The sequence below is a fragment of the Paracoccus litorisediminis genome, assembly GCF_009711205.1.
GTDB lineage: Bacteria > Pseudomonadota > Alphaproteobacteria > Rhodobacterales > Rhodobacteraceae > Paracoccus > Paracoccus litorisediminis.
Genome location: NZ_WMIG01000002.1, coordinates 1 through 22,005 on the forward strand (window position 1 = coordinate 1; position 22,005 = coordinate 22,005).

The 22,005-nt window shown below is 65.9% G+C and carries 21 protein-coding genes and 1 tRNA gene; 11 read left to right on the forward strand and 11 right to left on the reverse strand.

What is annotated here, in order from left to right; genetic code table 11:
* The first annotated feature begins 214 nt into the window (after positions 1 to 214).
* Positions 215 to 1,123 carry a Hint domain-containing protein gene (locus tag GL300_RS05350; RefSeq protein ID WP_155038579.1) on the forward strand — a complete coding sequence of 303 codons (909 nt, stop codon included), beginning with the start codon at positions 215 to 217 and terminating at the stop codon, positions 1,121 to 1,123.
* A 4-nt stretch (positions 1,124 to 1,127) separates the two neighbouring features.
* Here the strand turns inward: GL300_RS05350 and zapE are convergent, their stop codons facing one another.
* Positions 1,128 to 2,237, reverse strand: a complete 1,110-nt coding sequence (zapE, locus tag GL300_RS05355; protein WP_155038580.1) for a cell division protein ZapE — start codon at positions 2,235 to 2,237, stop codon at positions 1,128 to 1,130.
* A 65-nt stretch (positions 2,238 to 2,302) separates the two neighbouring features.
* Complete coding sequence (locus tag GL300_RS05360) at positions 2,303 to 3,616, reverse strand: MFS transporter (RefSeq protein WP_155038581.1); 1,314 nt, start codon at positions 3,614 to 3,616, stop codon at positions 2,303 to 2,305.
* 82 nt (positions 3,617 to 3,698) lie between these two features.
* Between GL300_RS05360 and GL300_RS05365 the strand changes: the two genes are divergently transcribed.
* Positions 3,699 to 4,106 carry a hypothetical protein gene (locus GL300_RS05365; protein ID WP_155038582.1) on the forward strand — a complete coding sequence of 136 codons (408 nt, stop codon included), beginning with the start codon at positions 3,699 to 3,701 and terminating at the stop codon, positions 4,104 to 4,106.
* A 72-nt stretch (positions 4,107 to 4,178) separates the two neighbouring features.
* On the forward strand, positions 4,179 to 4,397 hold the full coding sequence (locus tag GL300_RS05370; protein WP_155038583.1) for a hypothetical protein: 219 nt from the start codon (positions 4,179 to 4,181) through the stop codon (positions 4,395 to 4,397).
* Positions 4,398 to 4,436: 39 nt separating this feature from the next.
* On the opposite strand, the gene GL300_RS05375 is transcribed toward GL300_RS05370, so the two are convergent.
* The 5 genes from GL300_RS05375 to GL300_RS05395 all read right to left on the reverse strand — a co-directional run bounded on the left by GL300_RS05375 (position 4,437) and on the right by GL300_RS05395 (position 9,532).
* Positions 4,437 to 5,270: a shikimate dehydrogenase family protein gene (locus GL300_RS05375; RefSeq protein WP_155038584.1), complete on the reverse strand. Its 834-nt coding sequence runs from the start codon at positions 5,268 to 5,270 to the stop codon at positions 4,437 to 4,439.
* 169 nt (positions 5,271 to 5,439) lie between these two features.
* A tRNA-Thr gene (locus tag GL300_RS05380) sits at positions 5,440 to 5,515 on the reverse strand.
* A gap of 54 nt (positions 5,516 to 5,569) precedes the next feature.
* Positions 5,570 to 7,306, reverse strand: a complete 1,737-nt coding sequence (locus GL300_RS05385) for a heme biosynthesis protein HemY (RefSeq protein ID WP_155038585.1) — start codon at positions 7,304 to 7,306, stop codon at positions 5,570 to 5,572.
* A gap of 12 nt (positions 7,307 to 7,318) precedes the next feature.
* Positions 7,319 to 8,740, reverse strand: a complete 1,422-nt coding sequence (locus GL300_RS05390) for a COG4223 family protein (protein WP_343042903.1) — start codon at positions 8,738 to 8,740, stop codon at positions 7,319 to 7,321.
* 96 nt (positions 8,741 to 8,836) lie between these two features.
* The gene (locus tag GL300_RS05395) at positions 8,837 to 9,532 is read right to left on the reverse strand and encodes a uroporphyrinogen-III synthase (RefSeq protein ID WP_155038587.1); all 696 of its coding nucleotides are present in this window, start codon (positions 9,530 to 9,532) and stop codon (positions 8,837 to 8,839) included.
* Positions 9,533 to 9,595: 63 nt separating this feature from the next.
* Here GL300_RS05395 and tsaD point away from each other — a divergent pair, with 63 nt between their 5' ends.
* The 5 genes from tsaD to GL300_RS05420 are packed head-to-tail and all read left to right on the forward strand — an operon-like array spanning position 9,596 to position 14,115.
* Entirely contained in the window at positions 9,596 to 10,666 is a 1,071-nt protein-coding gene (gene tsaD / locus GL300_RS05400; RefSeq protein WP_155038588.1) for a tRNA (adenosine(37)-N6)-threonylcarbamoyltransferase complex transferase subunit TsaD, read from the forward strand.
* A complete protein-coding gene (locus GL300_RS05405) occupies positions 10,663 to 11,607 on the forward strand; it encodes an NAD(P)H-dependent glycerol-3-phosphate dehydrogenase (protein WP_155038589.1) in 945 nt (314 codons plus the stop codon). Before tsaD ends, GL300_RS05405 begins: the two co-directional genes overlap by 4 nt.
* Entirely contained in the window at positions 11,604 to 11,879 is a 276-nt protein-coding gene (locus GL300_RS05410) for a YciI family protein (RefSeq protein WP_211594958.1), read from the forward strand. The genes GL300_RS05405 and GL300_RS05410 overlap by 4 nt, the downstream gene beginning before the upstream one ends.
* On the forward strand, positions 11,879 to 12,304 hold the full coding sequence (locus tag GL300_RS05415) for an EVE domain-containing protein (RefSeq protein ID WP_211594971.1): 426 nt from the start codon (positions 11,879 to 11,881) through the stop codon (positions 12,302 to 12,304). Before GL300_RS05410 ends, GL300_RS05415 begins: the two co-directional genes overlap by 1 nt.
* 20 nt (positions 12,305 to 12,324) lie before the next feature.
* Positions 12,325 to 14,115: an ABC transporter transmembrane domain-containing protein gene (locus GL300_RS05420; protein WP_155038591.1), complete on the forward strand. Its 1,791-nt coding sequence runs from the start codon at positions 12,325 to 12,327 to the stop codon at positions 14,113 to 14,115.
* On the opposite strand, the gene GL300_RS05425 is transcribed toward GL300_RS05420, so the two are convergent.
* Positions 14,112 to 14,609: a CAP domain-containing protein gene (locus tag GL300_RS05425; RefSeq protein ID WP_155038592.1), complete on the reverse strand. Its 498-nt coding sequence runs from the start codon at positions 14,607 to 14,609 to the stop codon at positions 14,112 to 14,114. The genes GL300_RS05420 and GL300_RS05425 overlap by 4 nt on opposite strands.
* A 143-nt stretch (positions 14,610 to 14,752) precedes the next feature.
* Between GL300_RS05425 and lysM the strand changes: the two genes are divergently transcribed.
* From lysM to GL300_RS05440, 3 genes are all read left to right on the forward strand, one after another.
* Positions 14,753 to 15,334: a peptidoglycan-binding protein LysM gene (gene lysM / locus GL300_RS05430; protein ID WP_155038593.1), complete on the forward strand. Its 582-nt coding sequence runs from the start codon at positions 14,753 to 14,755 to the stop codon at positions 15,332 to 15,334.
* Between the two features lie 123 nt (positions 15,335 to 15,457).
* Positions 15,458 to 17,344 carry an acyl-CoA synthetase gene (locus GL300_RS05435; protein WP_155038594.1) on the forward strand — a complete coding sequence of 629 codons (1,887 nt, stop codon included), beginning with the start codon at positions 15,458 to 15,460 and terminating at the stop codon, positions 17,342 to 17,344.
* 73 nt (positions 17,345 to 17,417) lie between these two features.
* On the forward strand, positions 17,418 to 17,894 hold the full coding sequence (locus tag GL300_RS05440) for an REP-associated tyrosine transposase (RefSeq protein ID WP_246195093.1): 477 nt from the start codon (positions 17,418 to 17,420) through the stop codon (positions 17,892 to 17,894).
* Positions 17,895 to 17,951: 57 nt separating this feature from the next.
* On the opposite strand, the gene ettA is transcribed toward GL300_RS05440, so the two are convergent.
* From ettA to rimO, 3 genes are all read right to left on the reverse strand, one after another.
* Positions 17,952 to 19,607 carry an energy-dependent translational throttle protein EttA gene (gene ettA, locus GL300_RS05445; protein WP_155038595.1) on the reverse strand — a complete coding sequence of 552 codons (1,656 nt, stop codon included), beginning with the start codon at positions 19,605 to 19,607 and terminating at the stop codon, positions 17,952 to 17,954.
* Between the two features lie 78 nt (positions 19,608 to 19,685).
* A complete protein-coding gene (locus GL300_RS05450; RefSeq protein WP_155038596.1) occupies positions 19,686 to 20,543 on the reverse strand; it encodes a sulfotransferase family protein in 858 nt (285 codons plus the stop codon).
* Between the two features lie 90 nt (positions 20,544 to 20,633).
* Positions 20,634 to 22,001, reverse strand: a complete 1,368-nt coding sequence (gene rimO / locus GL300_RS05455; RefSeq protein WP_170297609.1) for a 30S ribosomal protein S12 methylthiotransferase RimO — start codon at positions 21,999 to 22,001, stop codon at positions 20,634 to 20,636.
* Positions 22,002 to 22,005: the final 4 nt, after the last annotated feature.

Genomic DNA, 22,005 nt, shown 5'->3' on the forward strand with positions numbered 1-22,005 from the left:
CGGTGCCGACAGGCTAGGAAACGTGGTCATGCCACAAGGGTCAGACGTCGCGCACTACCCCGTCACTGACCCGGGCCGGGGCCGGTGACGGGGCCAGTTTAGCAGAGCGCAGATACAGAAGGGTCAGTCAGACCCACTGCCCTTATGGGCAATTTGTGCATTTCCTCTTTAGCGGGATGCGCCAGCGATCTAAACTTCCTTTCAGGAGGAAGCCATGGCGATCGTCGAAATCACGCTATATGCGACCGAGGTGCAGGACGGCGTTGCGCAGTCCGACTCGACCCTCGTGACCCTGTCCATCGATGATGCGAATAATGACGGCGTCATCGATCGCGACGAATGGGCGGCCTATACCGGCAGCCCCAATGGCCAGATCGCGGGTGAAACCACGCCGCCCGCGCTATGGGCCGCGCATGGAACCGGCAGCGAGGTCAATGGCACGCTGTATACCCCCCACCCGTACGAGGAAGGCGACGACCTGACCGATTTGCTGGATGGGCTCAGCAAGTCGGATTATGGGCCGTCGATCGACGATCTGGACATCTGCTTTCTGGCCGGAACGCTGATCGCGACGCCGACCGGCGAACGTCCCGTCGAAACGCTACGCGCGGGCGATCTGGTGCTGACGCGCGACCACGGCCCGCAAATTCTGGTCTGGACCAGCTCCAGCCAAGTCAGCCGGGACATGCTGGACATCTCGCCCGACCGCCGCCCGATCCGGATCGAGGCAGGGGCGCTGGGGGATGGCCTGCCGCATCGCGCGGTCGAGGTCTCGGCCCAGCACCGGGTGCTGGTCTGCGTGAATGGACAGGAATACCTGATTTCCGCCCGGCACCTGATGAAGGCGGGCGTGCCGGGCATCGCCGCAAGACAGGATGATGCCCCCTTCACGCTGGTGCATATCGCCTGCGAAGATCACCAGATCGTGCTGGCCGAAGGCGCGGCGATGGAGACGTTCTTTACCGGCCCGATGGCGCTACGCGCGCTTGGCCTGCCGCAGCGGCTCAGCCTGACTCTGGCCTTTCCCGAACTGGCGCAGGGTCAGAATCCGATGACGCCTGCCCGGCCGTTCATCCGGCATCGAGACTATGCGCGCCTGCTGGGAAAACCGGCGCAGACCTGAGCTTTCAGGCCCGACCCCAGTCCGCATCGCGCATTTCACGCAGGCGGCTGGCGGTGCGTTCGAATTCGAACGCGCCTTCGCCCTCGGCGTAAAGCCGTTCGGGATCGTCGGCGGCGCTGGCGATCAGGCGCACGCGTGCCTCATACAAGGCGTCGATCAGGGTGACGAAGCGCTTGGCCTCATTGTAGTTCGACTGGCTCAGACGCGGGATGCCGTCGATGAACAGCAGATCCAGCGCCTCGGCCACAGCCAGATAATCCGCCGGGCCAAGGGGCTTGGCGCACAGATCCCAGAAGCTTGCGCGCGCGATGCGTCCGACATGGCGGGGCAGCTCGACCTTGCGGCCCTTGACCTCAAGGATCAGCGGGCTGGCGGGCGCGCCGCTGGTTTCCTCGCGCCAGATCGCGTCCAGATGGCCATGCGCGATGCTGTCGGCGGGTGAAAACCAGACCTGCCCGCCCTCATCCCGGTTCTGGCGGTGATCGGTGGCACTGACCAGTTCGATCACCTCCATCCGCTCGCGCAGCAGCCCGATGAAGGGCAGGAAAAGCTGGCGGTTCAGCCCGTTCTTGTACAGATCCTCGGGGACGCGGTTCGAGGTGGTGACGACGGTCACGCCCTCTTCCATCAGGATCTGGAACAGGCGACCCACGATCATCGCATCGGCAATGTCGGTGATCTGCATTTCGTCAAAGCACAGTAAGCGAACCTTCTGCGCGATGTCCTTGGCGACCGGGCGAACGGCGTCCTGCTGGCCGGTCTTGCGCACGGCCTCCAGCGCGGTCTGCACCTCTTGCATGAATTCGTGGAAATGGACGCGACGCTTGGCCGACAAGGGCGCGGCATCCATGACCAGATCCATCAGCATGGATTTGCCACGCCCGACCCCGCCCCACAGATAGACGCCCTTTAGCGCCGGTGCGGCGGCGGCAGGCTGACCACCCCCGATCAGCTTCGACAGCCAACCGGACTTTTGCGGCGGCTGCGGCGCGGGTGCTGCGCCCAGTTCGCGGACCAGCCGGTCAAGCGCAGGCAGAACACCGCGCTGCGCGGCATCAGGAGCAAGCAGGCCGTCGCGGACGCGGGCCTCATACAGTTCGGATACGGTCGCCATCCCGGTCCCTTGTCAAAATTCGCCCCGGCCTGCAAGGGCCGGGGTCCTGTGAATGTCGGACCGGATCAGCCGATCGCCTGATCGCGGGTCTCGGCGCGAATGAACAGGGTCGCGATGGCAGCCAGCAGCAGCAGCGCCGAAAACACCCCGATGGCAACGCCGAAACCCTGCGCCACCACCAGCCCCAGGGCCGAGGGCGCCAGCAGGCCGCCCACCCGCGCCACCGCGCTGGCCGTGCCCATGCCGGTGGCCCGCAGGCCGGTCGGGTAAAGCTCGGGGGTAAAGGCGTAAAGCGCGCCCCAAGTGCCCAGCAGCGCAAAGCTCATCAGCAGCAGCGCCAATGCGCTGGTCAGCGGGGTTGCGGCCAAGGTGAACAGGAAACAGCCCCCGGCGCTGAGGATCAGGAAGATCTGCAGCGTCCGTTTGCGACCCCAAGCCTCGACCCCATGGGCGGCCAGCGCGTAGCCGGGGATCTGCGCCAAGGCCAGCAGGACAAGGAAGCCATAGCTTTTGACAAAGCCCGCACCGCCCGAGACCAGTTGCGAGGGCAGCCAGACAAAGACGCCATAATAGGACAGCGACACCAGAAACCACGTGGCAAAGACCGCGATGCTGCGGCGCTTCAATTCGGGGCCAAAGATGCCCTGCCCGACCTCGGGCGCGTCTGGTGCGGTCAGGCGGACCTGAGGATCAAGCGCGGGGCCGCCATTGCCGGTCAACACGCGGTTCACCACGGCGCGGGCGCGCTCTTCCTTGCCTTGGCGCAGCAGGAACATTGGCGACTCGGGCACCCATAGCCGCAGGAACACACCGATCACCGCAGGCAGGGCCGCCGCGCCAAAGATCCAGCGCCATGCCTCGGCCGCGCCGGCCAGATGCGCGATCCATGCGGTCAGCGCGACGGCGATGGTGCCGATGGCCCAGAAGCCTTCAAGCCAGACCAGCCAGCGACCACGGTTTTTGGGCGGCAGGAACTCGGCCATCAGCGCATAGTCGACGGGAAGCGTTCCGCCCACCGCCATCCCGGTCAGGAAACGCAGGGCCAGCAGCATGGTAAAATCCTGCGCAAAGGCCGAGGCCATGCCAAAGCCCGCATCGCACAGCACCGTCAGCAGCAGGACATTGCGCCGCCCGATCCGGTCGGCAATGCGGCCAAACAGCGTCGCCCCCGCGAACATGCCCAGAAAGAACAGCGTCCCGGTCTGCAGCGCCTGCGGGACCGTCAATCCGAAGCTGGCCGCGATCGAGGCGGCGGTGAAGCCGATCGCCAGCACCTGCATCGCGTCAGCAGCCCAGACCAGCCCAAAGATTCCCAGCAGCCGGCGCTGGAATCGCCCCGCCCCGCCCTGTGCCAGGGCCTGATCGACGGTCATCTGCATGCTGTTCCCCAATTCCGACTCGGAAAATTTGGCGACATATGTTCACAACTTCGCGGGCAATTCCACTGTAGGCGGGTCGCGGATGGCTGCAACGCTTGCCTTTGACCGGTCAAATGGGCGAAATCCCAGCATGACCGGGACACCGCATCTGCAGGACGACCACAGGGCACATCCGCTTCGGGTGTGGCTGGCGGCGCTTGCCGTGCTGGTGCTGGCCTTGCTGCCCGGTCCGCATGCGCCGCAGCACAGCCCCGATCTGAGCCACCTTATCGCGTCCGAACCGGCGCTGACGGGCCATCAGGGGCGCGAGCTGGTCTCGCGGCAGGACGCGGCGCAGTTCCGTCCGCTGCCGCCCGCCGCGCTGCCGCCCGGCGCATTGCCGCTACCGCCCCGGTCGCCGCAGATCCTGCTGCTGGCCGGGACAACGCTGGCGCTGCCGCAATCGCGCAGTCCGCCCACGGCGCGGGCCCGCGCGCCTCCTCTGACCTGACGACCGCAATCCTTTTGCCTGCGTTCCACGTGGAATGCGGGCCTGACCCTTGCGTTCAATCAGGACATCTCCATGAACATCCAAAGCAACCTGCCGGACGAGAGCCGGACGACCCCGCCTGCCCACCAACCCCATGTCGTGGCCCCGCCGCCGCCCCGGCCCGATGATGACGGCCCCAACCCGATGGGCCAGACCACACAGCACCGCTCGCGCGGATCGGTCGCGCTTCATTGGCTGCTGATGCTGGGCGGCTTCGCAGCACTTGGGCTGCTGGGACAGCTGATCGGCTGAAATCGCAAGGGCGGTCCCGACCGGGGCCGCCCATTCCGTCTAGTAGCTGATCGCCGCCTGTTCGCGCAGCTCGGCGACCGAGGGGCGGCCAAAGCCAAAGAATTCCAGATAGGCCGGGATCTGTTCGAACAGCATATCGGTCCCGACCTGATAGCGGCAGCCCCTTGCGGCCGCAGCGGCAAGAAAGGGCGTCATCTCGGATTTCATCACCACCTCGCCCACAAAGGTCGAGGGATCGATGCGTTCCACATCCATCGGCAACGGATCATCGGGATTCATTCCCAGCGGAGAGGCGTTGACCACCAGCGCGAAACCGGCGGGGTCATTCGAGCCGGTCACCACCGCCAGCGCCGGATAGGCAGCCTTCAGGCGGTCTGCCAAACCCTCGGCCATGGCGGCATTGGGATCGAACAATGCGAGCCGCGCCACCCCGGCCTTGGCCAATGATGCCGCGATGGCCGAGCCGACACCGCCACAGCCCACGACCAGCGCCGCGCGATCGGCCAGCTTTTGCCCCTTGCCCAGCACTCCGGCGACGAAACCTTCGCCGTCGAACATGTCGGCCTCAAGCAGCCCGTCCGCGCCCAGCCGCAACGCATTCGCCGCCCCCGCAATCCGCGCGGTGACCGAGACCCGGTCAGCCAGCGCCACCGTCGCCACCTTATGCGGCATGGTGACCAGCGCGCCGTGGATATTGGACAGCCGGAACAGCAGCGGCAGGAAGACGGCGTAATCCTCGGCCTTGCAGCCCATCGGCACGACCACGGCATCGATGCCACGATGGGCGAACCATGGATTGTAGATCATCGGCGCCTTGAAGGTGCTTGTCGGGTAGCCAAGATGGGCGATCAGTTTCGTCGTTCCGCGGATCATGCCTTGCCTCGAACAGCCGGAACCATGCCGGCGAAGTCATCTGAAATTATGCAGAATGTCATACACTATTCAATGGCGACGTGATGCGTCGCTGATCCCTACTGATCGCGGGAACAAAACGAAAAAGCCCCGCGACGGGTGCGACCGTCGCGGGGCTTTTTCAGAAAAGTGGTGCCGGTGAAGGGACTCGAACCCCCGACCCCATCATTACGAATGACGTGCTCTACCAGCTGAGCTACACCGGCACTTTCCTTGTGCCGCGCCGGATAGCAGGTTCCGGCGCGGGCGAAAAGGGGGTGTCAGTATTTTTTCCCCATGACACGCGGATCATCTTCGGGCGGCTCGACATCGGGGCGCACCGGAAGGATGTCGGCATCCCCGGCAATGCGGGATTTGACCGGGGCCTCGGGGACCGGGGCGGCCTGAACGACCACCGGGCGCGGCGGCGCGGGCGGGGCCTCTGGTTCCGGATCGGTCACGGTCATCGCGGGCTCGGCCTCGGCAGGACGGGGCGGACGACGGTAATCCGATTCGCGCGGAACCATGCCGGGCGCGACATCCGGGATCTCATCCGCGATGACATCGGCAACCGGGCTTTTGGTCTCGGGGACCGGGGCGGTAGCAGGAGCAACCTCCTTGGCTGCCGTCGGCAGCGGACCCACCAGCAGGGGCAGCATCTCGACCCCGTTCGGCACGATCCCGGCGCTGGCCGCGGCCCTTTCCGGCTCGCGCCAGGTCAAGGTGTCGAAACCACCGCAGCTGTCGCAGACCGGAGCCCAGTCGCCCATCACGTTATGGCACTTGTCGCAGACCCATTGCGGGCCACGGCTGGCGACCAACGCGCGAGCAAGGATGCCCCGCACCACGGCGTCATCCGAGCCTTCGCCACGTTCGATCGCCGCCTGAATCGACAGAGACCGCACGGTCGGATGCTTCTGCGCCAGATCACCCAGCGCGCGGCGGGCACCGGGGAAATCCTCGGCGGCCAGCAGCAATTCGGCGCGCAGCAGCTTGGTTTCCTCGTGATCGGGGTTCTGCTTCATCAGATCCTCGAAGCGACGCAGCCGCGCGGCGGGCGTCTCATCGGGCACGATCTCGGCGAAGGTCGCGGCGATCGAAGGGTGCGGGCGCACGTTCCAAGTCTTTTGCAGGACGCGGGCGGCGTTCTTGCGGTCGTTTTGCGCGATATAGCTGCGCGCCGCCAGAACCGAGGCCGGGATCAGGTCCGGGCTGGCCTTGTTGGCGGAAATCGCGGCCTCGCGGGCGCTGATCGAATTGCCCTCGGCCAGTACCTCGCTGGCCTCTTTCAGCGCCAACACCGCATCGCGACGGATATGCACATCCTTGGGCAGCGCGCCTTGCTTGCGCTTGTCCTTCAGCACGGCGCGCGCACCCTTCCAGTCGCCCTCGCGGGTCTGGAGTTGCAGCAGCGTGTCCTGAACTTCGGCATGCTTGGGCTTCAGCGCATAGGCCTTTTCAGCCAGCTTCAGCGCGGTGGCGGTGTCGCCCTGATCCAGCTTCTGGCGCATCAGACCGCGGATGCCCACGAAGCGGGTGCGGTCGTCATCAAGCAGACGGCGATAGACCTCGGCAGCCTTGCGGTTGTCGCCCGCGACCTCGGCAGCCTGCGCGGCCAGAAGGTCGGTCAGATGCGGCTTGCCCAGGAATTTCGCGGCTTTGGCGGCCTTGTCCTGCGCCAGACGCCCCTCGCCCGAGGCGACGGCCAGCATGCCTTCGGACAGCGCGTCAAAGCCCTTACGCTCGCGCGAGCGGGCGAAATAGCGGTTCACTGCGGTCTCATCGCCCATCAGGAAGCGGATGAAGGCCAGCGTGATGCCGACCAGCTTGACCAGCAGCCAGCCGGTCAGGAACAGCACGACCAGCCCGACCAGCGCCTGAACCGGACCCAGCGTGTATTCGACCCCGTCATAGACCATGCGCAGGCCATGACCATGTTCGGCCAGTTGCACCGCGCCCAGCGTGACCGCCAGAATGATTGCGAAGAAAATCAGGATCTTCAAAGCAGAAAGCAGCATATCGAGAACCCCTTACTTTCCGCTTGCGACCAGATCGGCCAAGGCGGCATTGGCCTCGACCCATTGCTGGGCGCGGGTGGTCCAAGCCGACATGGCCTGCTGGCCGGTCGGGGGCAGAGCCGCGACTTCCGCGAGCGCCCCCTTGAGATCGCCCGCCTCGACGGCGGCATTGGCGCGCGACAGGACGGCATCGGGATCATTGCCCTCGCGCGGCTCGACCGAACGTGCGCCGGTCTGAACGCGCAGGAAATTCCCGATCATGCCCATCGCGCCCTCATCGGCGGCCACCGCATCCAGCGATGCCCGCAGCCCATCGCGCGCGGCGGGGGCAAATTCGGCGCGCAGCGTATCCAGACGCGGCACATCGCCGGTCAGGATGGCGGGAACGGTCACGCCCGCCGCCGACAACTCGGCCAGCGCCTGATCGCGCGGTCCGCCATTTTCGATGGCGGCCTTCAGTGCGGCAGCTGCCGTCGCGCTTTGAGCGCGGCGAGTGGCGGCCTCGGTGCTTTGCTGCAGGTCTTCGGCCTGTTTCACCAGCGTCTGGACCTGCTCGGCCGTGGTCGGATCGACGGCGGGACGCGCGGCCAGTTCGTCGATACGGGCCTGCTGCGCGGTCACGCGGGCAGCCAGTTCGTCCAGCGCGGCCTGCGAGACCCCGGCGGGTTGCGGCTGCACCAGCGGGACGGGCACGCCGCCTTCGGATACGGGACGGTTGGCAAGCTCGGTCAAGGTCGCCTCAAGCGCCGAGATCCGGCCGGTCAGCTCGGTCGGGATCTCGACCGTCGAGGCGGCGGCGGCAGGCCGGGCGGCTTCGGCATCGGCCAGCGCCTGACGCGCGGCATCGGTCCCGGCATCGGCGGCACGCTTGCCCAGCGCATCAAGCTGCGCGGTGACTTCGGCACGTGCAGCCTCGGTTGCGGCGCTGCGGGCGGCGTCAAGCTGGGCCTCGGGGGCCATGGTTTCGACCGCGCCGGGACGCCAGGCCTCGGGCAGATGCGGGATCGCCCAATAGGTGGCGGCGGCACCAAGCCCGGCGGCGACCACACCGCCAAGGAAGGTGGGGAAGAAGCCGACCTTGCGGACCTCGACGCGGGGTTCGGGTTTGGCGGCAGGTTTGGGGGCATCACGCTGAGGCGTCGCAGCCGCGGCAGGCTCGGGGCGGCTGACCGGAGGCACGGGACTGGCCGCTGCGACCGCGGCCGACTTGGCGGGCTCCTCCGCGGGCGCGGTGCGCTTGGCAGCTGCGGGCGTTTGCGACCCCGCGCCGACCAGCGTCGATTCGATCACCGGCTTCGGCGTCACAGCTGAGGTGTCGGGACCCTTGCCCGCCTCGACCGCGCGGTTTTCCACCACGGCGGCCTCGGCCGGTTTCTTCCTGTCCTTTCGGGGGGTTGCGGCGGCTTCGCGCGTCTTGTTCTGAGGTTCTTTCACGATGCTTCCCCGTTCCTTTTCGGCCTGATGCCCGCTTTGCCGCCGGGCCGCGTCCCGCGTCGGGACGGCACAGCATGGCATGTCTTCGCGGGCAGTCTAATCGCCGCCCGACTGCGCCTCAACCCGCCGTGGTTTCCCCGGTTCCCCGGTCAGCAGGCTTTCGACCGCGGCCCGCATCCCTGCCGCATCCGGCGTCAGTGCGGTGACCGATCGCGCAAGCCCGGCACTCCAGGCGACCCGCGCCGCATCACTGATCGCAGCCAGCCAGATCGGCGCGCGAGCACCGCTTGCCCAGTCCGACACCAGCCGACTTGAGCGGGGCGAAAACACCGGCAGGATCACCGGCCCCGCCCCTGCCAGCAATGCCTCCGCCTGGACCGAGGGCGGCAAGGGCTGCTGGTCATAGACGACCATGCCCGGAACCGGCAGTTCCTTGGCGATATGCGCCCCATGCGGATGTATCCAGCCCGGCCCCAAGTCCGTCAGCAGCGGCATCATGCGCGCCGCGTCGCCCGGTCCCTCGGTCACGGCAAACCCCGCCGCGCGCGCCGCCTGACCGGTCGCGGGACCGACGCAGATCGCGGGCCTGCCCCGCCCCGGCCCGGCAGCAGGAACCGCATGGACCGAGGTAAAGACCAGCCCCGCAGCAGCCGACAGCGCCGCCGCGTCATGCGTCACCGACACGATCCGCAGGACCGGGGAAATCACCACCGTCAGCCCCAGATGCGCCAGCCCTGCGGCAAAGCGTCGCGAGGCGTCCTCGGGGCGGGTCAGCAGAAGGCTTGGCGGCATGGCAATCGCTCTGCTCTGGTGCTACTGGAACATGCCTAGGCCCTTGGCCGGGCAGGAACAAGGATGAGCATGGCACTGACGTTTCTGGGCATCGAGAGCAGCTGCGACGACACGGCCGCCGCCGTGGTACGCGAGGATGGCACGATCCTCGCCTCGGTCGTGGCCGGCCAGACGGAACTGCATGCCGATTTCGGCGGTGTCGTCCCCGAGATCGCCGCCCGCGCCCATGCCGAGAAACTGGATATCTGCGTCGAACAGGCGCTGGCCGAGGCAGGCGTCGCGCTGACCGATCTGGACGGAATCGCGGTCACCGCCGGTCCGGGCCTGATCGGCGGGGTGCTGGCGGGCGTCATGCTGGCCAAGGGGCTGTCCGCCGGGACCGGCCTGCCCTTGGTCGGCGTCAACCATCTGGCGGGCCATGCCCTGACCCCGCGCCTGACCGATGGCGTGGAATATCCCTATCTGATGCTGCTCGTCTCGGGCGGGCATTGCCAGTTCCTGTCGGTCAAAGGCCCCGAGGACTTCACCCGCCTTGGCGGCACCATCGACGACGCGCCCGGCGAGGCCTTCGACAAGGTGGCCAAGCTTCTGGGCCTGCCCCAGCCCGGCGGCCCCTTTGTCGAAGCCGCAGCCAGCCGTGGCAATCCCAAGCGCTTCGCCCTGCCGCGCCCGCTTCTGGACCGGCCCGGCTGCGACATGAGCTTCTCCGGCCTGAAAACCGCCGTTCTACGCCAGCGCGACCAGCTGACCGAGGCGCAGGGCGGGCTGCATGAACAGGATCGCGACGACATCTGCGCGGGCTTCCAGGCCGCCGTCGCCGATGTTCTGGCCGAAAAGACCCGCCGCGCATTGGCGGCCAGCCCCGCGCCCACGCTGGCGGTGGCAGGTGGCGTCGCTGCGAACCAGACCCTGCGCACCGCCCTGCAAGCCGTCGCAGCCGAGGCCGGGGCCGCCTTCGTCGCGCCCCCGCTGCGGCTTTGCACCGACAATGCCGCGATGATCGCATGGGCCGGGATCGAGGCCTATCAATCGGGCCACCGCGACGGCATGGACATGGTCGCCCGCCCGCGCTGGCCTCTGGACCAGAAATCCGCCCCGATGCTGGGCGCAGGCAAACGCGGAGCCAAGGCATGAGCGTCGCCGTCATCGGCGCGGGCGCCTTTGGGACCGCGCTTGCCGTGACCTTGGCCAGCAAGGCCCCGGTCACGCTATGGGGCCGCGAAATCGACTGGGCGGGGACGCGCGAAAACCCGCGCCTGCCCGGCGTGGCCCTGCCGCCCGCCCTGCATGTCACCGATGATCTGGACCAGATCCGGGCCGAAACCGTGCTGCTGGCTTTGCCCGCGCAGGTTCTGGGCAGCTTTCTGACCCGGAATGCCGGGCTTTTGAACGGCCGCAATCTGGTCAGCTGCGCCAAGGGCATCGACCTGACCACCCTGACCGGTCCCTCCGCATTGATCGCGTCGGCCTGCCCGGATTCCAAGGTGGCCGTGCTGACCGGACCCAGCTTTGCCGCCGATATCGCGCGCGGCCTGCCGACGGCGCTGACGCTGGCCTGCGCGGATGGCCGGGCGGGGCACCAGCTGCAACATGACCTGTCGACCCCGACGCTGCGGCTTTACCGCACCACCGATGTGACCGGCGCAGAACTGGGCGGGGCCTTGAAAAACGTCATCGCCATCGCGGCGGGCGCGGCCATTGGTGCGGGCTATGGCGACAGCGCGCGGGCCAGCGTCATCACCCGCGGCTTTGCCGAGATGACCCGACTGGCGACGGCCCTTGGCGCGCGCCCCGAGACGCTGACCGGCCTGTCCGGCCTTGGCGATCTGGTCCTGACCTGCACATCCGAACAATCGCGCAATTTCCGCTATGGCCTTGCCCTTGGCGCGGGCCGCGACTTTGCCGCCGGCACCACGGTCGAGGGTGCTGCCACCGCCCGCGCCGCCGCAGCCTTGGCCCCGCGTCTGGGCGTGGACCTGCCGGTCTCGCAACTGGTGGCAGGTCTTGCCGAGGGCCGCGTCGCCATGGAACATGCGCTCGACATCCTGCTGAACCGCCCATTGAAGGAAGAATGATGCCCCTTTTCGCCGTCATTTGCCGCGACAAGCCCAACCATCTGCAAACCCGCATGGAAACCCGTGAACGCCATCTCGCCTATCTGGCCGAGACCGGGGTCGTGCAATTCGCCGGTCCCTTCATCGAGGGCGGCTCGCCCATCGGCTCGCTTCTGGTGGTCGAGGCCGAAAACCGCGAGGCAGCGGGCGCTTGGACCGCCAAGGATCCCTATACGCAGGCCGGGCTGTTCGCCTCGGTCGAGGTGATCGAATGGCGCAAGGTGATCGGCTGATGGCTTACTGGCTGTTCAAATCCGAACCCGATGTCTTCAGCTTCGACGACCTGATCGCCAAGGGCGACAAGGGCGAACAATGGGACGGCGTGCGCAACTATCAGGCCCGCAACAACATGCGCGCCATGAAGCTGGGCGATCGCGGGCTGTTCTATCATTCGAATATCGGCAAGGAGGTCGTCGGCATCTGCGAGGTGGTGGCGCTGGCCCATCCCGACAGCACCGCTGACGATCCGAAATGGGAATGCGTCGACATCAAGGCGGTGGCGCGGGTCGTGCGCCCGGTGACGCTGGACGATGCCAAGGTCGAGCCGCGCCTGTCGAATATGGTGCTGGTCAACAATTCGCGCCTTTCCGTCCAGCCCGTCGCGGATGACGAATGGGACGTGGTCCTTGAACTGGCGGGCGGAACCCGCGCGCTCTGATCGGGACCAAGGGAGGAAACATGGCACGCGGCCCCAAGGTCATAGAAGACCGTCCGACGACGAAACGCATTGGCGCATTGCGGGCGCTGTGGCCCTTTATCCGGCCCTATCGCGGGCTGCTGGCTGCGGCGATGGTGGCGCTGGCCGTCACCGCCGGGATCAGCCTGACCCTGCCCCTGGCCGTGCGCCGGGTCGTGGACGGGTTTGATGCCGGCGCGCATCTGCTGGACCAGTATTTCGGCGCGGCTCTGGCCATCGTCGCCGCCTTAGCCGTGGGGACAGGGATGCGCTACTACCTTGTCACCCGTCTGGGTGAGCGGGTCGTGGCCGATATCCGCAAGGCGGTGTTTGATCGGGTCATCACCCTTAGCCCCGCATTCTATGAACGCGTCCTGACCGGCGAGATCATCAGCCGCATCACCACTGACACCACATTGATCCAGTCGGTGATCGGGTCCTCGGTGTCGATCGCGCTGCGCAACTTCCTGATCCTGATCGGCGGCATGGTCATGCTGGTCTGGACCTCGGCCAAGCTGTCGGGGCTGATGCTGGTGCTGGTCCCGGTCATCGTCATCCCCATCGTCGTGCTGGGCCGCAGGCTGCGGGCATTGTCGCGTGAAAATCAGGACTGGATCGCGCAAAGCGCCGGTTCCGCCTCCGAGGCGCTGCTGTCCGCCCAGACAGTTCAGGCATTCACCCATGAAGGCCCGACCCGCCAGCGTTTCCGCGACGTGACCGAGAAATCCTATGCCTCGGCCATGAAACGGGTCGGCACGCGCACGGTGATGACGGTGATCGTCATCTTCCTGATCTTCTCGGGCGTGCTGGGCGTGTTGTGGATCGGGGCGCGCGACGTGCGGCTTGAGACGATGACCGTCGGCGGGCTGGTGCAATTCGTGATCTATGCCGTGCTGGTCGCGGGTGCAGTCGGCGCGCTTTCGGAGATCTGGGGAGAGCTTCAGCGCGCTGCCGGTGCGACCGAGCGCCTGACCGAGCTGCTGAGCGCCGAGGACAATCTGACCGACCCCGCCAATCCGGTGGCGCTGCCCCGCCCGGCGCGCGGACAGATCGGCTTTGCCGACGTGACCTTCCATTACCCGTCCCGGCCCGATGTCTCGGCGCTGGAAGGGATCACGCTGGACATTGCGCCGGGTGAAACCGTGGCGCTGGTCGGGCCCTCGGGCGCGGGCAAGACCACGATCATCCAGTTGCTGCTGCGTTTCTGGGACCCGGCCGCTGGCACCGTCAGCATCGACGGGATCGACTTGCGCGACATGGCGCGGGCCGATTTCCGCCGCGACATCGCACTGGTCCCGCAGGAGCCGGTGATCTTTGCCGCATCGGCCCGCGACAATATCCGCTTTGGCCGCCCGGACGCCACCGATGCCCAGATCGAGGCCGCCGCCCGCGCCGCCCATGCCCATGACTTCCTGATGGCCCTGCCCGAGGGCTATGACGCCCAGCTTGGCGAACGCGGCGTGATGCTGTCCGGTGGCCAGCGCCAGCGCATCGCCATCGCCCGCGCCATCCTGCGCGACGCACCGATCCTGCTGCTGGACGAGGCGACCAGTGCCTTGGACGCCGAATCCGAACGTCTGGTGCAGGCGGCCGTGGATCAGTTGTCGCGTGACCGCACCACGATCATCGTGGCGCACCGCCTTGCCACAGTGAAAAAGGCCGACCGCATCGTCGTCTTTGATCATGGCCGCATCGTCGCCCAAGGGCGGCATGAGGAACTGGTGGCCGAAGGCGGGCTTTACGCGCGCCTTGCCCGGCTGCAATTCACCGAAGGCATGCAGGAGGCCAGCTAGCGCGGCGCGGCATAGACGGCGGACCAGTAGACGGTCCGCCCATCCGCGCCAACTGCCCGGCCAATGCCGAAATCACGCACCTGCGGGATCAGGATATTCGCGGCATGGCCGCGCGAGCCTGCCCAAGCCGCCATCGCCTGCCCCTGCGAGAAAGGCCCGGCGGCGATGTTTTCAGCGATGATGCGCGGCGCATAACCTGCCGCCTTGGCCCGCTGCTTCGGCCCCGCGCTTGTGCTGCCCTTGTGGGTCATGGTCCCGCGCCGGGCCATGTCGCAGGCATGGGCCGCGGCAATCCGCGCCAGCCGCGCATTGGGGGCAAGCGGTGCCAGCCCCTTGCCCTTGCGCATCGCGTTGCTGGCCTGCGCGGCCGCGCCATTCTGCGCGTTACTGGTCGGCTGACAGGTCGCTGCCGCCTGAGCACTGCCCACCGCGACCGTACAGACGGCCAGCAGCGACAGGGTGATCGCGCCAAGCGCGGTTCGGGTCTGGGTCATTTTCATGCCCCGCGACATGGGACCTTTGGCCTTAGATGGAAAGCTTGGCTGCGACAGAAAGCCCCACCACCCGCCACATGTGGCAAGGAACCGCCCACAGAAATGCGCGTTTCCTTGCCGCACCAACGCGGAAAGGACGGAACATGGCTATCTGGGACTTCGTGAAGGACGCCGGCAAGTCGATCTTCGGCTCTGAGGCACATGCAGAGGAAGCGCCGAAAACCCCGGCCGCAGCAGCCCCCACCCCCGAGGAAGAGACCAACCGCAAGGTTGCCGCCCTCAAGCAGGAACTGGCCGAGCTGGGCCTGACCTCGAAGGATGTCCACCTGACGCTGCGCGGCAGCGACACGGTCGTGATCAAAGGCAAGGCCCGCGATCAGGAGACCATGGAGAAGCTGATCCTTGCCGTGGGCAACATCAAGGGCATCGCCCATGTCGAACTGGCCGAGGAACCGAAACCCGCGGGCTTCGGGGCCGCCAATGCCGCGCCGCCGCCCTCGGGCGCGCCGGGCGGGGCCGAAATGACGCCGACCCAGACCGCGCCTGCAGCCTTCAAGCCCCCGGTCTTCCATACCGTCAAGAAGGGTGAAACGCTTTCGGCCATCGCCAAGGAATATCTGGGCAGCGCGAACCGCTACCCCGAGATCTTCGAGGCGAACAAACCCATGCTGAGCGACCCCGACAAGATCTATCCGGGTCAGAGCCTGCGCATTCCGCAGGAATGATCACAGGCTGACGTGGCGTATACCACCCCTCCGGGCGGGGGTTCTGCCCTTGCCCGGCACCTGCTTTTCGGAACATTCTCCTGCTCCGGGGGAACACCCGCTGGACGACTGGGAGGAGAGTTCATGGCCAAGTTCGCAAACGCCGCCGATCGCCGTGCGATCGAGGCAGAGATGCCCTATGAGGAAAGGGGCGTTCCGGGCTCGGTCTACCAGATGCTCAGCCAGACACGCGACCGCTTCCCGGACCGTCCGGCCATCAGCTTCCAGCTTTTCTCGGAGCCGGGTGCCAAGGCGATCACCCTGACCTGGAGCGAGTTGCACGAACGGGTGACCGAGACCGCGAACCTGTTCCGCAGTCTTGGCGTCGGGCCGGGCGATGTGGTGGCCTATCTGCTGCCCAATACGATCGAGACCCCGATCGTGCTGCTGGCCGGGGCGACGGCGGGGATCGTGAACCCGATCAACCCGCTTCTGGACGCCGAGCATATCGCGGGCATCCTGCGAGAGACCAAGGCCAAGGTGCTGGTCACGCTGAAGCCCTTCCCGAAATCCGACGTGGCCCAGAAGGCGGCCGAGGCCGTGGCGCTGGCCCCGAACGTCAAGACCGTGCTGCAGGTCGACCTGCGCGGCTACCTGTCGGGGCTGAAGCGGCTGGTTGTCCCATTCATGCGTCCAAAGCTGACGGTCCAGAACAAGGCGAAATATCTGGACTTCGATGGCGCGGCCAGCGCCCAGCGGCACAACCGCCTGATCTTCGAGGAACCCGAGGGCGACCGCGTCGCCGCCTATTTCCATACCGGTGGCACCACCGGCACGCCCAAGGTCGCCCAGCACAAGCAATCGGGCATGGTCTATAACGGCTGGCTCGGCTCGACATTGCTGTTCGATCATCAGGACGTGCTGATGTGCCCGCTGCCGATGTTCCACGTCTTCGCGGCCTATCCGGTGCTGATGTCCTGCGTGGCATCCGGTGCGCAGCTGGTCATGCCGACCCCGGCTGGCTATCGCGGCGAAGGCGTGTTCAAGAACTTCTGGAAGCTGATCGAGCGCTGGGAAGCGACCTTCCTGATCACCGTTCCGACCGCAATCTCGGTCCTGATGAGCAAACCGGTCGATGCCGATGTGTCCTCGCTGAAAATGGCGATCTCGGGTTCGGCGCCCCTGCCGATTGAGCTTTACAACCGCTTCAAGGCCGCGACCGGGGTCGAGATTTCCGAGGGCTACGGCCTGACCGAGGCGACCTGTCTGGTGTCCTGCAATCCGGTCGGTGGGCTGAAGAAGGTGGGCTCGGTCGGGATTCCCCTGCCCTATACCCATGTCCGCATCCTGCGCCGCACCCCCGAGGGCTATCACGAATGCGCCACGGATGAGATCGGCGAAATCTGCATCGCCAGCCCCGGCGTCTATGAGGGCTCGACCTATACTGAGGCCGACAAGAACCACGAGCTTTTCGCCGAGGACCGTTTCCTGCGCACCGGCGATCTGGGACGGATCGACAGCGACGGCTATCTGTGGATCACCGGCCGCGCCAAGGACCTGATCATCCGCGGCGGCCACAATATCGACCCCGCGATGATCGAGGACGCTCTGGTCTCGCATCCGGCGGTCGCCTTTGTCGGGGCGATCGGCCAGCCCGACTCCTTTGCCGGGGAACTGCCCTGCGCCTATGTCGAACTGGTCCCCGGCGCCGAGGTTTCGGCCGAGGACCTGCTGGCCCATGCCCGCGACCATATCCCTGAACGCGCGGCGGTCCCGAAACATATCGAGATCCTGTCGGAACTGCCCAAGACCGCCGTCGGCAAGATCTTCAAGCCGGACCTGCGCAAGCTTGCCATCCGCCGGGTTTACGGCGAGGCGCTGGAGAAGGCTGGTCTGGCCGTGACCGTGGTCGAGGTGATCGACGACAAGAAACGCGGCCTGGTCGCCCGGCTGGCGCGGCAGGGAACGGTGGATGACAAGGCCGTGGCGGATTGCCTGGGCCAGTTCACGCTGCCCTGGGAATGGGCATGATCGGGGTGCGCTGAAGCGCACCCTACGGGGCACCCCCGCGTGTTAGGCGGATTTTAAGGATTGGCGAGCAAGCATGGGCGGCATGTCCGCCTATCGTCGCCCTGACATTCCCGGATCATCGATTTTCTTCACCGCCTGTCTGGCGATGCGGGGGGACGATCTGCTGATCCGTGAAGTCGCCCGGCTGCGCGAGGTGTTCGGAGAGGTGCGGGCGGTCCGGCCCTTCAGGATCGAGGCCATCGTGATCCTGCCCGATCATCTGCATACCGTCTGGACCTTGCCCGAAGGCGACAGCGACTATTCAGGGCGATGGGCGTCGATCAAGGCTGGGTTTTCGCGTGGACTGCCGGCGGGACGGCTTAGACCGAGCCATGTCCGCCGACGGGAAAAGGGCATCTGGCAGCGACGGTTCTGGGAACATCACCTGCGAGACGATGCCGAACTTTCCGCAGCAATCAGCTATTGCTGGACGAACCCGGTCAGGCACGGGCTGGTCAGTGATCCTGCGGATTGGCCCTATTCGTCATGGCACCGGGATCGGGGGGCGTAGGGTGCGCTTCAGCGCACCCTTGCTTGGTATGAGGTGCGCTAAAGCGCACCCTACGGATCAGCGGGTGAATTTCTTGTATTTCACGCGCTTGGGTTCGACCGAATCCGGGCCAAGACGGCGGATCTTGTCGGCCTCGTAATCCTCGAAGTTGCCCTCGAACCATTCGACATGGGCATCGCCCTCGAAGGCCAGGATATGCGTGCACAGACGGTCAAGGAAGAAGCGGTCGTGCGAGATGATGATCGCGCAGCCGGCAAAATTCTCGATCGCCGCTTCCAGCGCCTGCAGGGTTTCGACGTCCAGATCGTTGGTCGGTTCGTCGAGGAGCAGCAGGTTGCCGCCGGATTTCAGCAGTTTCGCCATGTGGACGCGGTTGCGTTCACCACCCGAAAGCAGGCCGACTTTCTTCTGCTGGTCGCCGCCCTTGAAGTTGAACGAGCCGACATAGTTGCGGCTGCTGACCTGCGCATCGCCCAGTTCGATCATCTCGGCGCCGCCCGAGATCTCTTCCCAGACGTTCTTGTTGGGATCGAGGCTGTCACGCGACTGGTCGACGAAGGACATCTTGACGGTATCGCCGATGGTGACGGTGCCTTCATCGGGCTGCTCTTGCCCGACCAGCATCTTGAACAGCGTCGACTTGCCGGCGCCGTTCGGGCCGATCACGCCGATGATGCCGCCCGGCGGCAGGCTGAACGAGAGGTTCTCGATCAGCAGCTTGTCGCCCATGTGCTTTTTCAGGCCCTCGACTTCGATGACCTTGTTGCCCAGACGGGGGCCGTGCGGAATGACGATCTGGGCCTTGCCGACCAGTTCCTTGACCGATTCATCGGCCATCTTGTTATAGGCGGCGATACGGGCCTTGGATTTCGCCTGACGGGCCTTGGCCCCGGCGCGGATCCATTCCAGTTCCTTCTCCATGGCCTTTTGCTTGGACTTGTCCTCGCGGGCCTCTTGGGCGATGCGCTTGGCTTTCGCGTCCAGCCAGCTGGAATAGTTGCCCTCATGCGGGATGCCGCGGCCGCGTTCCAGTTCAAGGATCCACGTCGTGATATCGTCGAGGAAGTAGCGGTCGTGGGTCACGGTCAGGATCGTGCCCTTGTATTCGATCAGGTGCTTTTGCAGCCAGGCGATCGTTTCCGCGTCCAAGTGGTTGGTCGGTTCGTCAAGCAGCAGCATGTCGGGCGCTTCGAGCAGCAGCTTGCACAGCGCGACGCGGCGGCGCTCACCGCCCGACAGGGTTTCGACATCGGCGTCATCGGGCGGGCAGCGCAGGGCTTCCATCGCGATGTCGACCTGGTTGTCGAGATCCCACAGGTTCTCGGCGTCGATCTCGTCCTGCAGACGCGCCATCTCGTCGGCGGTCTCGTCCGAATAGTTCATCGCCAGTTCGTTATAGCGGTCCAGCTTGGCCTGCTTGGCCTTGACGCCTTCCATGACGTTGGCGCGCACGTTCAGCGCGGGGTCAAGGTAAGGCTCCTGCGACAGGTAGCCAACCTTGGCACCCTTGGCAGCCCAAGCCTCGCCCTGAAAATCCTTGTCCATGCCCGCCATCACCTTGAGCAGGGTGGACTTACCGGCGCCGTTCACGCCGACGACGCCGATCTTGACGCCGGGCAGGAAGTTCAGGTGGATGTTCTCGAACACCTTCTTGCCGCCGGGATAGGTCTTGGACACTCCGTCCATGTGATAGACATACTGGTAGGAGGCCATGATCGTTCCTCGTTCGAATGAAATCTGTATGGGTTTGGCGGCTATGTAGTGCAGCGCCGCCGAAAGGGAAAGGCCAGCCTAGCGGAACTGCGCGGTGAATTCCTTGCCGAAGGTCTGGTCGAGGAAGTCGAATTGCGGCTCCAGCTTCGCGCGCAGCCTTGCCCGCGCCACATCCGGCACCGAAAGCGAACGGTCCGAGGCGAAGACCTTTTTGCCCATGTCGCGGTAATCATGCGCCTCAAGGCCAAGGAAGGTCTCGACCTTGCGCAGCACGCCCAAGGGATCGCGCGCGATCAGGCCAAAGGGCAGATACAGCAACCGGTCGGGACCGAAATGCGCATTCCAGCGCGGCACATAGGTCTGGTAGTCGCCGCGATCGGTCAGGACCGGGTCTTCGACCTCGGCCAGCCAATCCTCGACCGAGGCAGGTTTGCGTCGCCCGCGCACAAGGTTCATCTTCAGCTGCGAGATCGCCCGATCAACCGGATGGCGGATGATATAGATGAACTTGGCCTCGGGCAGGAATTTCGCCACGAAATCCACACCCTCGGCGGGCAGGGTCGAATATTCCGGGGTCACGTCCAGCGTACGCGTACCCTCGGGGGCCGGGGCAAAGACGGTCTTGTACCAATGGTTGGTGAACATCGGTTCGCGCGTGATCCGGTCCAGATAGTTGCCCAGATCGTCGGGCATGTCCTCGCCCTTGGTGTCATAGCGCTTCTGGATGTTCAGCTTGGCCCGCTTGTAATGCCAGGGCAGCCATTGGCGATGTTCTTCGACGAAACGGTGGTTGAAGAACTGCACTTCCTTGAACGGCGGCGTCCAGATCTGGGGGTGCTGGCCCAGCATCTGCGACAGCCAGGTCGTTCCGGCCTTCTGCGCGCCAATGCCCAGAAAATCCGGTTTGCGAGGCTTGCCGTTGGGGTCCCAGTTCATTCGCCTGCCTTTAATCCTGCTGTTCCGGCACAAGTGTTAAGGCAGGCGCACGCAGGGGGAAAGGCTTCAATGCCCGCCCCCCGCGATTGATCAGAGCTTGCCCCACAGGTCGTATTCGCCTGCCTCATCGACGGTCACGCTGACGATGTCGCCGGGGGTCAGATCCTCGAATCCCTCGTCGATGAACAGGTTGCCGTCGATTTCCGGGGCATCGGCCTTGGTCCGGCAGGTCGCGCCATCGGCATCGACGCTGTCGACGATCACGTCGATGCGGCTGCCGACCTTGGCGGCCAGCTTGGCTTCCGAGATCGCCTGCGCCTTTTCCATGAAACGGTCCCAGCGGTCCTGCTTGACCTCGGCGGGCACATGGTCGGGCAGATCATTGGCCCGTGCGCCCTTGACGTTTTCATATTGGAAGCAGCCGACGCGATCCAGTTGCGCCTCATCCAGCCAATCCAGCAGGGTCTGGAACTCCTCCTCGGTCTCGCCGGGATAGCCGACGATGAAGGTCGAGCGCAGGGTGATGTCCGGGCAGGCCGAGCGCCATGCGACGATTTCGTCCAGCGTCTTGGCCGCCGCTGCCGGGCGGGCCATGCGTTTCAGCGTGTCCGGGTGCGCGTGCTGGAAGGGGATATCCAGATAGGGCAGCACCAGCCCTTCGGCCATCAGCGGGATCAGGTCGCGGACATGCGGATAGGGATAGACGTAATGCAGCCGCACCCAAGCGCCCAAGCCGCCCAGATCGCGGGCCAGATCGGTGATATGGGCGCGGTGGCCGCGTTCGGTTTCAAACTTGCGATCAAGTCCGTAGGCCGAGGTATCCTGCGAGATGACCAGCAATTCGCGCACGCCCGCCTCGACCAGCTTTTCGGCCTCGCGGATGACGGCATGGGCGGGGCGGCTGACCAGTTTCCCGCGCATGTCGGGAATGATGCAGAACTTGCAGGCGTGGTTGCAGCCTTCGGAAATCTTCAGATAGCTGTAATGGCGCGGGGTCAGCTTGACGCCCGAGGCCGGCAGCAGGTCCACGAACGGATCGGGCGACGGCGGCACCGCGCCATGCACGGCGTCCAGCACCTGTTCATATTGCTGCGGGCCGGTCACCGCCAGCACCGAAGGATGCGCGCCGGTGATGTATTCGGGCTCGGCCCCCAGACAGCCGGTGACGATGACCTTGCCGTTTTCGGCCAGCGCCTCGCCAATGGCTTGCAGGGATTCGGCCTTGGCACTGTCAAGGAAACCGCAGGTGTTCACGATCACCGCGCCCGCGCCCTTGTAGTCGGGGCTGATCGCATAACCCTCGGCGCGCAGGCGCGTCAGGATGCGTTCGCTGTCCACCAGCGCCTTGGGACAGCCAAGGCTGACCATGCCAATAGTGGGCTGCCCTGCCCTTCGCGTGGTGTCGAAGATCGGGCTGGGGGCTAGATCGGGGCGCAACAGGGGCGGGTTCTGGCTCATGGCG